This window comes from Tsukamurella pseudospumae, assembly GCF_001575195.1.
GTDB lineage: Bacteria > Actinomycetota > Actinomycetes > Mycobacteriales > Mycobacteriaceae > Tsukamurella > Tsukamurella pseudospumae.
This window is the reverse complement of the sequence record NZ_LSRF01000044.1, coordinates 139,495-151,657: the sequence shown is the minus strand read 5'-3', so window position 1 is coordinate 151,657 and position 12,163 is coordinate 139,495. Positions and strand designations below refer to the sequence as shown.

Annotated in this window: 12 protein-coding genes; 7 read left to right on the top strand and 5 right to left on the bottom strand. The window is 68.3% G+C overall.

The window, feature by feature from the left end; genetic code table 11:
• Positions 1 to 59: 59 nt before the first annotated feature.
• Complete coding sequence (locus AXK60_RS13635) at positions 60 to 1,034, bottom strand: IS481 family transposase (protein WP_068571681.1); 975 nt, start codon at positions 1,032 to 1,034, stop codon at positions 60 to 62.
• A 272-nt stretch (positions 1,035 to 1,306) separates the two neighbouring features.
• On the opposite strand from AXK60_RS13635, the gene AXK60_RS13630 reads away from it, so the two are divergent.
• The gene (locus tag AXK60_RS13630; protein WP_068571680.1) at positions 1,307 to 2,485 is read left to right on the top strand and encodes a hypothetical protein; all 1,179 of its coding nucleotides are present in this window, start codon (positions 1,307 to 1,309) and stop codon (positions 2,483 to 2,485) included.
• Positions 2,482 to 2,943, top strand: coding sequence for an NYN domain-containing protein (locus AXK60_RS13625; protein WP_068571679.1), 462 nt, complete (start codon positions 2,482 to 2,484; stop codon positions 2,941 to 2,943). Before AXK60_RS13630 ends, AXK60_RS13625 begins: the two co-directional genes overlap by 4 nt.
• A 183-nt stretch (positions 2,944 to 3,126) precedes the next feature.
• Here the strand turns inward: AXK60_RS13625 and AXK60_RS13620 are convergent, their stop codons facing one another.
• Positions 3,127 to 3,702: a hypothetical protein gene (locus tag AXK60_RS13620; protein WP_068571678.1), complete on the bottom strand. Its 576-nt coding sequence runs from the start codon at positions 3,700 to 3,702 to the stop codon at positions 3,127 to 3,129.
• Between the two features lie 257 nt (positions 3,703 to 3,959).
• Between AXK60_RS13620 and AXK60_RS13615 the strand changes: the two genes are divergently transcribed.
• Positions 3,960 to 4,187 (top strand): hypothetical protein, encoded by a 228-nt coding sequence (locus AXK60_RS13615; protein ID WP_068571677.1) that lies wholly within the window; start codon positions 3,960 to 3,962, stop codon positions 4,185 to 4,187.
• A 301-nt stretch (positions 4,188 to 4,488) separates the two neighbouring features.
• Here AXK60_RS13615 and AXK60_RS13610 read toward each other — a convergent pair whose 3' ends face one another.
• From AXK60_RS13610 to AXK60_RS13600, 3 genes are all read right to left on the bottom strand, one after another.
• A complete protein-coding gene (locus AXK60_RS13610; RefSeq protein ID WP_068571676.1) occupies positions 4,489 to 8,703 on the bottom strand; it encodes a DNA polymerase in 4,215 nt (1,404 codons plus the stop codon).
• 73 nt (positions 8,704 to 8,776) lie between these two features.
• Positions 8,777 to 8,977, bottom strand: a complete 201-nt coding sequence (locus tag AXK60_RS13605) for a hypothetical protein (RefSeq protein WP_068571675.1) — start codon at positions 8,975 to 8,977, stop codon at positions 8,777 to 8,779.
• Positions 8,977 to 9,573, bottom strand: a complete 597-nt coding sequence (locus AXK60_RS13600; RefSeq protein ID WP_244881107.1) for a helix-turn-helix domain-containing protein — start codon at positions 9,571 to 9,573, stop codon at positions 8,977 to 8,979. Before AXK60_RS13600 ends, AXK60_RS13605 begins: the two co-directional genes overlap by 1 nt.
• Before the next feature lie 844 nt (positions 9,574 to 10,417).
• Between AXK60_RS13600 and AXK60_RS13595 the strand changes: the two genes are divergently transcribed.
• From AXK60_RS13595 to AXK60_RS13580, 4 genes are read left to right on the top strand one after another with little or no spacing between them, the layout of a single operon-like run.
• Positions 10,418 to 10,741: a hypothetical protein gene (locus tag AXK60_RS13595; RefSeq protein WP_068571673.1), complete on the top strand. Its 324-nt coding sequence runs from the start codon at positions 10,418 to 10,420 to the stop codon at positions 10,739 to 10,741.
• On the top strand, positions 10,738 to 11,004 hold the full coding sequence (locus AXK60_RS13590) for a hypothetical protein (RefSeq protein WP_068571672.1): 267 nt from the start codon (positions 10,738 to 10,740) through the stop codon (positions 11,002 to 11,004). Before AXK60_RS13595 ends, AXK60_RS13590 begins: the two co-directional genes overlap by 4 nt.
• Positions 11,001 to 11,591, top strand: a complete 591-nt coding sequence (locus tag AXK60_RS13585; RefSeq protein ID WP_139057951.1) for a hypothetical protein — start codon at positions 11,001 to 11,003, stop codon at positions 11,589 to 11,591. Before AXK60_RS13590 ends, AXK60_RS13585 begins: the two co-directional genes overlap by 4 nt.
• Complete coding sequence (locus AXK60_RS13580) at positions 11,588 to 12,157, top strand: metallophosphoesterase (protein ID WP_068571670.1); 570 nt, start codon at positions 11,588 to 11,590, stop codon at positions 12,155 to 12,157. Before AXK60_RS13585 ends, AXK60_RS13580 begins: the two co-directional genes overlap by 4 nt.
• Positions 12,158 to 12,163 lie beyond the last annotated feature (6 nt).

Below are 12,163 nucleotides of genomic sequence, written 5' to 3'. Positions count from 1 at the left end.
TAGGAAATGACAGCAGCCGTGATCCTCCCTCAGAGATCCGCGTGACGACTATTGGGCGCCTAGTTGTTGAGGCCGGGGACGTTGTGAACGCGTAGCCGCTCGATCGGGGTGAGTCCGCCGATGCCGGAGTGCGGTCGGTGGTGATTGTAGTGGTGCAGCCAGTCCTGGTAGGTGGCCGCGCGGGCTTCGTCGCTGCGGTAGAGCTGCGCGTAGGCCCACTCGGCGGCGAGGGTCCGGTTGAACCGCTCGACTTTGCCGTTGGTCTGAGGCCTGTACGGCCGCGTCCACTTGTGCGCTGCGGTGCCCAGGGCAGTGTTGAACACTGTCGATCGGTAGCAGGACCCGTTGTCGGTAAGCACCCTGCGCACGATGATGCCGTGCTCAGCGAAGAACAGTTCCGCTCGCCGCCAGAAGGCGGTCGCGGTCTCTTTGCGCTCGTCGGTGAGGATCTCCGAGTACGCCAGTCGGGTGTGATCGTCGACCGCGTGGTGCAGGTAGCTGTAGCCGCGGCCCTGCTTCTTGTTGTTGCGGTTTCCTGCGGTTCTGCCGAGCTTGCGGTGTCCGCCTCCGTCGGGAATGCGGCCGAGCTTCTTGATGTCGACGTGAATCAAATCGCCTGGGGCGCTGTGCTCATAGCGGTGAGGCTGCGGTTTGCGGACCGGCAGTCCGGTGCACTGATCGAGGTGGCGCAGCAGCGGCATCCGGTAACGGCGCAGCACGGCCGCGACGGTCGATCGGGACAGGTGCAAATGGGCCGCGATCCGTGCTGCGCCCCACCGGAGCTGAAACCGCAGTGCGATGATCCGCCGCTCTCGGCGTTGCCGGGTTTGGTTCGGTGATCGTCGCGGCCGGCTGGACCTGTCGGCCATCGCCGCGGCACCGCCGAGGCGGTAGCGGTCGGCCCATTTCTTCGCCGTCGCCGGCGAGCAGTTGAACCGTTCTGCGGCGCGGCGCAGAGGCCACTGGTCATCGACGACGCATTGCGCTAGGGCCAGACGGCCACGTTCGGTCAGGAAGGCATTACCGTGGGACATGAGGGCCTCTTGGTGATCGGCGTGTGTGTGGTAACCACATCGATACCGGAGGCCCTCACCTCATCTACCGAACGCCACGCCGTTCACAACCTCCCTGACCGCTACACCTAGTCGCCGTGTTCACCAGCTCACCCGTTTCTGATCCTTGATTGCGCCGCCGACCCGCGTCGTGCTCCACTATCGTCGCACCCAGATCGACGAGCCCTGGGGGAAGCGTGAGGACAATTCCGACGCTCGTGGCGGCCTTACGCGCCGCTTGGACGTAGCCGCACATGGCAATTGAGGTTCTGCTGAGCGGCGATCGGATACGGGTCGACCAGGCGGTGTTCGCCGCGCTCCTCGACAACTCGGTCGCCAGCGCCTACGCCGCCTATCGCAATGCGGTCGCGTCCTCCTCGATCACCTTCTCGGATCTCGTTTTCCTGGCCAGGAAGGGCGAGATTCCCTGGGTGCTGTTTTTCGCCCCGCTGCCGGTCGTTGAGGCGCAGATCAGGATCAAGACGGACAAGCTGCTGGGTGGCCTCACGAAGGAGAACTTCTCCGTGAACTCGCGCGACAAGGTGATGCTCAGGGACGTCGAGCTGATCGTCAAAGACCTCCTGCGCAAGCAGGCGCTGCTCAAGCAGAAGGACCCGACCCTTGAGGAGAACAGGATCGTCGGGCTGCTCCGTAGGGGCGGCAGGTCGGTCGAGGAGGACGCAGACAAGCTCATGCGGGCACTCGGCCTGTCCGGCTCGGCGATCCGGTCAGCACGCACCAAGAAGGATGCGCTCGAACTGCTGATCGCCCGACTCGAGGCGAACCAGGTCCTCGTCTCGCGCAGCGTCAACAACTTCATGCCGCAGCGAATCAGGGGTGTGAAGAACTTCAGCGGCATGACGATCAAGGACCCGAAGGTCCCCTACGTCTTCCTCTCGGGCGGGGACCACGGCGACTACCAGGAGCCGACCGGCCGGATGGTCTTCACGCTCGCCCTCCTGAGCGTTCTGGTCGCGCGGAGAATCTTCGCGCCGGTCACCTACGACGGCTCCAGCGCCGGCACCGACGTGAGACGCGAGTACGACGTCGTCGGCGCGATGCTCATGCCGAAGCAGGACCTTCGCGGCGCGGCGCTCGACTCGCTGGACGGTGTCAAGGCCGCGGCCGACTTGTTCAAGGTGACGCCGAGCGCCGTGGCGGTCAGGGCGATGCGGCTCGGGCTAATTACCCCCGCTGACTCGTCCGCCCACCTGAAGGAACTGCGCCACGAGTACGCCCGCCGCGAGAAGACGCCCGCACGGCAGCCCAAGCCCGTCAACGCAGTGCGCACCTACAACGGCCGCGAGCTCTCCCGCCGTATGCTGGACGCGCTCGACGCGGGCAGGATCTCCCCGCGAGAGTTCTGCCGGGCCGTATGCCTACGCCACATCAAGCCCCACGAGATCGAGGACTTCCGAGGGGCCGTGCGATGAGCGCCTTCGGGGATGTGTACGTCATCGACAACAACGCTCTGTCCCAGATCAAGCGCGAGCGCCGGGCCGGCGACTTCTTCCGGCAGCACTGCCGCATCCCGAGCGAGGTGCTCCACGAGGCCCAGGGTTTCCCGGACATCGGGCAACTGCGGCAGCTCGAGTACCCGACGACCCCGGGCGTGATCGCGAACCTCATCGAAGTCATGGCGTCCGTGCCAGTCGGCGAGACGAAGCTCGTGGACCTCTACGCGAACCTCGGCAACGCCGACCCTCTCGTGGTCGCGACCGCACTCGACGGCCAGCGCACGGACGACGCGAAGCTGTTCGCACCGACCTGGACCGTCGTCACGAGCGACAAGGCCGTGCAGGCCAAGGCGAGGGAGTTCGGGCTGGCGGTGCATTCCAACGAGGACTTCCTGGACCTCGTTGAGGCCGCCGAGGGCGACGGCGACGGCTGACGCGGAGACCACCGCCGTGCCCAACGATCAGTCGCCCAATACATCCGAAGTATCACCCCTGGGTCGAGACCGACACGCCCGGCGCGCGACTCGTCTACAATCGTCGCTAAAGGCGACGATTCGAGCCCGCCACGCCGGTTGCATATCCCTACGCAAGTGAATTCACTGATCCTGTCACGCATTTCACGCCAACGACAGGAACTCACAATGCCCATCACCATTCTGGCTGTGATCGCCGCCTGCCGACTGACCGACGCGTTCAACCTCAGATCGTGGGACCTCATCGTCGCGGCCGCTGCAACCGGCGGCGTACTCGACGCGCTCCTCTTCTAACGAGGCCCGCAGCCACGCCGTTAAGCCTGCACGTACCAGGCCGATCAGCCCAGTCCGCCGCCCCCAATTGCTCGGCTTCCCGACCTTCATCGGCTGGCCCTTCGCGTCGAGGGTGACCATCGGAATGCGGAACTCCGCCAGGGCGGACGCGAAGGCGATCGGGTCGTCGTCGAGGCCGTGGGGCACCGCGTGAAGCTGCGCCACCGCGTTCGGCGACGAATCCGACAGCTCAGTCCACGACTGCCCGCGGACCAGCAACCGCAGCGTGCCGCGCTTGAGCAACGTCGAACGCCGCACGCCGATTGTTTCGACCTGCCCGAGCGGCACCGACCACGGACCGTCGGCCTTCGACGGCGTCACCGTCACGGAACCGGCTTCGGGGTCGACGTCGACGCGGGCGTCGCGGCCTCGGTAGCTGATCATCATGTCCAGATCGTGCCAAGCGGGGCCGGCGGCGAGGTCTCGGCGGCGTGGGCAGTAACGAAGGTGCTCTCCCGACCGCGGACGGCGTGGCGGGGTGGTGTCCACGGGGGAAGGTGTGCGGCGGGTGACGGAGCGGTGAACCTTCTTCGTGACATTGCGAAGGAGGTCCGGCCCGAAGGGGTTGCGTGTCGCGAGTGGCGCGGGAGCGAGGCCCCCGGGCACGGTGGATGCGGAGTCCACCGAGCGAAAGGAAATGGGCGATGGCCATCACCCTCGAGGTTCACAGGCCAGTCGGCGGCGTAGAAGCGGCCCTGTGGCTGAATACGGAGGCCGAGGTGGTCGCCGCGGTTGTGCAGTACAGCAGTGGCGCGATCTATTTGACGGAGGCTCGGCGGCTGGTACGGCGGGCCTGGCCGAAGCCCGGCGCAACGGGCACCGCGCGGAGCGAGGCCGGCGCGCACATCAAGATCGCACGCGATCCCGCGTAGCCGATCCGCGCACCGACCGAGGCCCGACCCTCCCGCAGTCACCTTCCCCGGGCTTGATCCACCGCGACCTCGCCCAGCTCGCCGCGTCCCTCGCCGGCCGCGAAGAAGCCCGGACCTGGCCTCCTCCAGCACGGCCCCGACGCCGTCGCTGGGGAGGCCGGGGCGGAGCACGCGAGCCGGGATGATCTAGATTCAGCGCGGTCGGTGGCACCGATACCTCCGCGCTCGCACCGTTTTCGCCGGTCTACCGGGCGCCGTGCTGTGCCGCGCATGTGGCGCGCGCGGCCAGCAACCTCGTCGACTACACCTTGCCCCAGTTGGTACCCAGGACCTCAGCCTTCGCCGGGAGTGCGACACCGCCGATGGAGAGGGCCATCGCCTGTTCGAGCATCACGACTGCCTGCGCCGCCGCGCCTTCCGGAACCTGCAGTACAACCTCGTCGTGGACGGTGAGCCAGAGGAACTTGCCCCAGCCCATGCCGACCAGGCGCTCGATCGCCAGCGCCAGCAGGTCGCGGGCTGTGCCCTGCACCTGCCGGTTCACGGCGCACGTCGCCGCGCGGGACGGGTGCACGGCCAACAGGCGGCCCGTAGCGGTGGCGACCGCGCCGCCGTTGCGGATCCGCTCGATCTCCCCGGCGACCCACGCGGCGAGCTGGGGCATGGCGGCGGCCAGCTCGGTTCGAACCCGCTTCGCCTCCTCGACGGTCGTGCGGATCTGCGTGGCGGTGAGCTCGTCGCCGGAGCCGTACAGCCAGCCCAGCAGCACCGCCTTCGCGCGCTGCCGCCGCTCCGCCGCCTGCATCTCATCGGCGGGTGCGCCCCACGCCAGCTCCGCCGCCGCGGTGTACGGGTCCACCCCGGCCTTCAGGCGCTCGATCAGCGCAGTGTCACCGGAGAGAGCCGCAGCAACCCGGATCTCGATGGATGCGTAGTCGGCCGACACCAGCACGTGCCCCGGTTCCGCACACAGCACCGGGCGGAAGTCCTTCCGCAGCGCAGCCACCGGAGGCTCGGAGGTGGTGAACCGGCCGGTCACCGCGCCCAGGGTGTCCACGATCGGGCGAGCCCGATGCACCCCGTCGGCGTCGGCCTTGGTGGCGGCCAGATGCGCCAGGTCGTTGTTGACCGCGGCGGATGCCTGGCGCCACCCGATGATCTGAGTCCGCAGCTCCGCGGCCTCCCCGGTGAGAGGCAGGGACTGCAGGGTCTCTCGTGAGGTGTCGCCGGCGAGGGTGACCCCGAGCCTCGCGAACGCGTCCTTCACCGCCCCGCTGGCCTCAGGCTTGTAGACACCGAACCGGTCCCTGAGCGTCACCGCCAGTGCATCCGACTCTGCCCGGGCGACCTTGGCCGCCTCGGTCACCGCGGTCTTGTCCACGACCATGCCGCGTCGGGCAGCCCCGTGAACGGTCGCGGCGACTGTGTGCTCGCGCACCCGGGTCTCATCAGGGACGCCGGGGAGGAGGTGCGCTGCGAGCATCGCGGTGGCCGAAGCCTCCATACTGCGCACGAACTTCACGTGCGGGAACCAGCGCCGCATCGCCTCCCCCAGCGAACGGTGGGCGAAGGTCTTCCCATCGCCCGGCTGGAGGAGCTGATCCAGGATCCGCGCGTCCACAGTGTGTGACCACAGCTTGCCGAGGTCACACAGACCCGCATCAGCGAGAGCCCCGAGGATCTTAGGGCCGTCGTACACCGAGAGGGTGCAGGCAGGGCTCTTCAGCCAGCTCCGCAGAGCCGCCATGCTCTCGGCGCTGTCCAGCGTCAAGGCGACTGCAGCGAGGTCGGTCGCGACGGTAACGGTGGCCGCCTGATCCCCGTTGGCGGGGGCGAAGTGCAGGCCGACGATCGCGGCGTCGGTGGTCACGGACGCGAGCTGCGCGGCGCTATCCACCTGTCCGGGGTGTCCAGGGTGTCCAGGGGCCTGGTCGGTGAAACAAACAGAGGCGTTGGCGTCGTTCGATGCGATTCCGTCATTTCTTCCGCAACCGCCGCCCTGCCCGGACACCCCGGACACCCCGGACAGGGAATCCCTCTGACCTGGGGTTTCAGGATGTCCCGCCAGATTCGCGACCCCGGACACATCCCGTACACCATCCCGGACACCTGCCGCCGCGAACTGCGGATGCACGACGACCTGTCCGGGGTCGGTCGGGATTAGCGACCCGTTCCGAATCGCGGCGTTGAGGCCGTCGGTGGCGCGGCGGATCCGCATGCCCTGGACCATCGGCTGCCGCCCCTCGGACGGGGCGGCCTTGACCGGGTACACCGCGCGTCCGGTGATCGAGTAGATGACGCGAAAGAACGACGCCTCCGTGCGGGCACCCTTGCGACCGGTCTCATCGCACCAGCGGGTGTAGGCCCTGTAGACCTCGATCTTGCTGTCGCGCTCCTCCGGGCCGAGTACACAGCTCTCCTCGAGGAACTGCTCCTCTGCGGACTGGGTGGTGGCGAGCATCTCGTGATCCCGCGCGGCGGAGGCGGGACGGATGAAGCCCCGGGACTCCGCAGTCATGCGGTCGTACGCCGCGAGCCCGAGGTTGAGGATCGCCGACATCTGCGCCTCGAGGCGGTTGCCGAGCGTGAGGTCCTCGGCGCCGTAGAACGACTTGGCGAACGGCAACACCTCCAGCCGCGAGGCGAGCACCCCGGCGGGGTCGCGCAGCTCGATGAGCAAGTTGGAGGTGATGACGATGCGGGTAGCCAGGCGGCCCGACCAGTTCTTGATCCCCTTGCGTTCGACCGGCGTCATCGCGCAGCCGGAGACCGAAAGCATCCGGCGGCTCAGCAGGCCCACATCGACGTGCTCGTCGCGGGCGTCGTCGAGGATCGCCAGCCCCTTCTCGATCCAGTTCTCGATGCCGAAGGGGCGGCTCATCTCGGACAGGCCAGAGGCCTCGACCTGGGACTCCCCGACGAGCAGAGTCAGCACGTCGAGCAGCTTGCCCTTGCCAGCGCGCTTCGGGCCCCAAAAGAAGAAGATCTTTTGCAGGCTCATGTCCCCCGAGGCGATGTACCCGATGACTTCGAGCGCGAGCTGACGGCAGTCGGGATCGTCGGGCCATGCGCCCATCAGCAGCTTGTCCAGCGCCTCGGACTCCGTCACGGCCGGGTCGTAGGCGACGGCCAGGCTCGTGAGGTTCCAGTACCGCGGGGTATGCGCGTAGAAGTTGCGCTGGCCGGTGGCCGGATCCGGGCTGCGGGTGAGGAGCCCGTTCGAGCAGGCGATCACCGGCCCCGCGGGGTCAGCGGTGTGCCGCCACTTCCCGTTGTGCCACGCGATCCAGTACGACGCCGCGGTCTGCGTTTTCGGCGGGTCCGTCGCGAGACGAGCCCGCAGGCCTTCGAGGACGTTGTCGCGGCGGTACTTCGAGATCGGATACGGGCGGCCGAACGCATCGCCGGGGTTGTCGACGATGACGGCCGACGCCAACAGCGTCCACACCATGCCCGGGATGGTGTTGTCCTCCAGTGCCTCCCACCGAGACCCGGTGTGCGTCCACCACAGACCGCCGTTGAACGCCAAGGTAGGCGCCTTTTCGGTCGCATGCATGAAGCACCGGTCGATCAGCTCGCGGGCGATCCTGTCGTAGGCGTCCGCCGACGTGATGACGAGCGAGGCCCCGGACGCGGGGAGCATGTCGTCGGTGACGATCGTCTTGGCGGGAGGCTTCTTCGTAGCGGGCTTGTTCGAGGCGCCGGCCACGATGGCGGCCAGCAGACCGGGGCGCTCCGCCTCCTCGACCTGCTTGAGGACGTCGTCGAGGCCGTCCTTGCCGCCGCCGGGGTTCGGTGCGTAGGCCACGGAGGTGGCAAGTGTGAGGGCCTGCCCCAGACGCTCTGCGCCCTGGTACACGTCGATGTTCGTGGCGGCGTCCTTGTCGGTCATGATGACGACGCGCTTGCCCTGGCAGAGGCGGTGGAAGTCGAACGGCAGTGCCCCGTCCTCGGACCACCCGGTCACGCCCGGGATGCCGATCACGGTGGAGTTGGCGACCTCCACCGCGTCCCGCGCGAAGCCGGTCGCGGCGGCCTCGACAGCGGCCGCCGCCGCCAGGGACTGCTTGGTCCCTTCCGCGACGATAACGAGGTCCGAGGTGCCCCGCCGCCGGAGGGCATAGCCGAGCGGGCCGCCCTTGGCGCTCACGTACTTGGGCTCGCCGTCGTCCTGCACGTCGGGCTTGATCTGCCACCGGATCGACCCATCGGCCTTCGGATACGCGAACCAGATTCCGCGCTGCCGCTCCTCGCGCAGGTTGAAGTCGTCCGGGAGCGGGTCCCCCGGCTCTGTGCTGCGGACCCACCCCGCATCGGCGAGGTGCCGCACGTAGGAGCCGATGCCTTCACCGGCGAGGTACCGGCGATGCGCATCGGTAAGGGGTCGACCCGGCAGGTCGGTGGCGGCGACGTTCGGCTGTTCGGTGACTTGACCAGTCGAGTCGCCTGTGGCCGACGTGCAGCCAGGGCCTTCTGCGTCCGCGGGGTCGTTCGGGGTGGACTGGGGTACGATCAAGGCAGTTCCTTCTGGCGAGGGAACAGCGAATGTGAGCGGCGGCGGGCCTACAACCCCGGCGCCGTTTCGCTGTTCAGGCGGCGGGGATGAGGGCGAGCTGCTCGGGCAGCGCGACGGTGCAGCGCACGTCGATCGCGGAGACGTCGGCAGAGATGATCACGGCGTCCGGCGGTACCAGCCCTCGGATCAGCGGCTTCAGGTCGGCGAGGGTGCGTACCAGGATCGGGTGGCCAGTCGGCAGCGGGACGGTGACCTGCATGGTCGGTGCGCGCATCAGGCACCTGCCGGACCGTCGAGGTGCAGCACGGTTACCCGCTCCTGAATGCTGTCTGCGTACTCGCCCGAGAAGCACAGCTCGTTGGCCTCGATCAGCACGGGGGCTCTAGTGACGACGTGGCCCCGGACGATGCCCGCGATCGGCGCGGACAGGGTCTCGAGCGCCGTCGTGGCAGGCTCGTCGAAATGCCCGCCCTCGATCACGATGACCCCCGGCGCAGGGTTGTTCGCCTCCATGAACCCGGAGCGGGTCGCCAGGAGCCCCGGCGTGGTCCAGGTGACGTCGGTGCGCCCGCCGAGAGCGGTGCGGATGCTCGTGGTCTTGCCGGAACGGGCCGGGCCGACCAACGCGAGCGCTCCCGCCCGACCCCCGTCGAGCCAGTCGCGGATGGCGGCGATAGTGCTTGCGTACGGGACGGGGACGGCGGCCGCGTCGAGGTCGGAGAGGCGGATGCGCAGCTGTCCGCCGGGGACACGCACGGCGGGCAGGGTGCCGGCCCGGATCCAGCGGCGGATCGTCCAGGGGGTGACGGCGAAGTGCGTTGCCGCGCCAGCAACGTCGGTGTACATGGGGGCGGTGAGACTGGTGGACAAGGATACTCCCAGCATCGAGTGATCGATGCTGGCCGACCCTCCGCAGTCCCCTCCGAGGCGGGAGCTGAGCAGTTGCCAACGTGTTCGGCACGTGCCTGTGGCGGTCTCATGGACCGACGCCGCGCTCGGACTCGCGACTTATGGAAAGGGTAGCACACGCGAGCAGCTCGTAGCATTCGAACACGTTGCCGCTCAAGCCTCCTCGCGCCATGCGACAGCATCCGTTCTCTGAAACAGAGGACGGATCCTGACCGCGGCAGCGGCGAATCTTTCATCTGCACAGCGAGTTCCGCCGCTGCACGGTGGAGCCGCCTGTCCGGCGGTCGTGAGCAGGCGGTGCGGGAGGCCTTGACCGATCCCATAGTCGTTGCGGCCCGGCGGAGCTAAGCGACGCGGCGTGCGTGCGGATTACGACGGCGATCGGCCACGACAGGGACCGCATCGAGAAGCGCGCTTCGGCACCAGCCTGAGCGGTTACTCGCCGAGCAGCTGCCTCACGACTTCTGCCCCGGAGTTCACGCTCCCACCGCTTCCGTCAGCTGCGTCCGATGCTGTCGCGCTGCCAGGGGTCAAGACGGCGGATCGTGCGTTCCGCGTTCTCGAACTGCCGGACGTAACCGCGGACGGTGGACTCGCTGATCCGACCTCAGCGGCCAACTGCTCGACGGGTGGCCCGCCGCGAACTGCCTCGGCGATGTCTCTGCGGACAGCAGAGTTAGGGACGGCGTAGGTGAACGGTTCGCCATTCATCCCCGCAGTGTGCACCTGGCCGGTGCGCCGATCGGTCCGGGGGCGCGACGAGAATCCGATCGCGGATGTCAGTCCCTGGAGCCAGACTGGGTACATGCCCGCCTCCCTCACCCAGGTCAGCTTCGCCGCTGCGGATCCTGCCGCGGTCACGACCGCTCTCGCGCTGATCACCGGCAGCGAGGTGGAAGCGAGCACGCATGAGCCCGGTCGCGGCCGGGTCAAGGTCGGTGACGCCGCGGTGGTGGTGCGCCGGCGCAGATCGGTGTCGGCCCCGGCCGTGCTCGAGTTTGCTGTGCCTGATCTCGCCACGGTGACCGCCACCCTCGCCGCGGCGGGAATCAGGGCAGCGGACATGGAGGGGTTCATCGTCGTACACCTCGATGGCGTGAAACTCATTGTGATGCAGGAGGAACTATGACCGAACTCGACGACGACCTCGAGACCCGCGCCGCGCTGTACCGCGTCATGCAGCAGGCCGCGGCCCTGCATCGCCTCCTGTGCTCATTGCCCCCGGACGCGGCGAAGCGAGTCACTGGTGGCGAGAAGGATGCGATCTCATTGCTGGCCTCGCGGTGTCTCTGGACCTCGACCGCAGACTTGAATCAGCGGGGCGAGCACGCATACGCGCAGCGTGTGATCGAGCGGGCCGCGGAGCTCGCAGCCGAGCAGGAGGCGCCGTGACCACACCCATGGAGAGCACCCGCACCGGGAACCTGTTCATTGTGCTGTTCGAGGACGGTCGCGTTGCCGAGCTGCCCTGTCCCGCAGCGTTGATCGGGGACCCGATCGCACGGGAGATCGAGGACTGGGGCCGGTGGCACGCTACTGAGCGGCCCCGCCCGCCGTGGCGCCTGCTCGATGCCGGCGAGCACGAGGCGGACCTGCGGGAGATGCTCGCGGCGATGCCCGCCGAGGACCGGTTCTTGTCGATCGAACCTGGCTGGTATGGGCTCGCGGTCCAGTGCTGGCGGCAGCTCAGGCGCATCGACCCGAACGTGCTCGTGGCCGAGGTGAAGTCGAAGGACGGCGAGTTGCGGATCGCCGCGTACGACCAGGATCGGCAGGTGGTCGCACGGTTCGGCGGACCGATCGGCTGGGCCCGCAAGCAGAGCCTCAGGACCTGCGAGTGGTGCGCGGAGCCGGTACCTGCGGTGTATCTGGACTCCCAGCGGCGGCTCTGCCCGTCGTGCGGTGAGTTCGCCGAGGGGATGGGCAACCTCGTGGTTTGGCTCCGGCCGCCCGCGGACCCCGGCGAGGAGACGCCGTGACCAGGTTCTTCACCGCCGATCTGCACCTGGGGCACCGCCTGATCGCGGATCTGCGGGGCTTCAGCAGCGTCGGCGCGCATGACGCCGAAATCACTGCGCCGCTGTACGCGCTCGACCCGGACGATGAGCTGTGGGTGCTCGGCGACGTGTCCTGCGGCGGGCACAGCGTGGCGGAATCTGCTCTGGCGCAGCTCCGTTCGGTCCCGGCGCCGATGCACCTCGTCGCCGGTAACCACGATCTGAGCCACCCTCTCAACGGCCGCAGCGAGGAGTGGCGCGCCCGGTACGCCGAGGTGTTCGCGTCGGTCAGCATCGCCGGCCGGATCAACCTCGGCGAGACCGAGGTGCTGCTGTCTCATTTTCCCAACGCCGGGACGCCAGATCGTTACGCGCGCGAGAAGTTCACGCAGTGGCAGCTCCCTGACCTGCGTCGATGGCTCGTCCACGGGCACACACATAGCTCGGCGCGCCGCAGCGCGAAGAGGTCGATCTGCGTGAGTCTGGAGGCGTGGGACCTGCGGCCGGCGTCGGAAGAGGAACTCGAGATCGAGATGAGGAAGCGGTGATGGAGC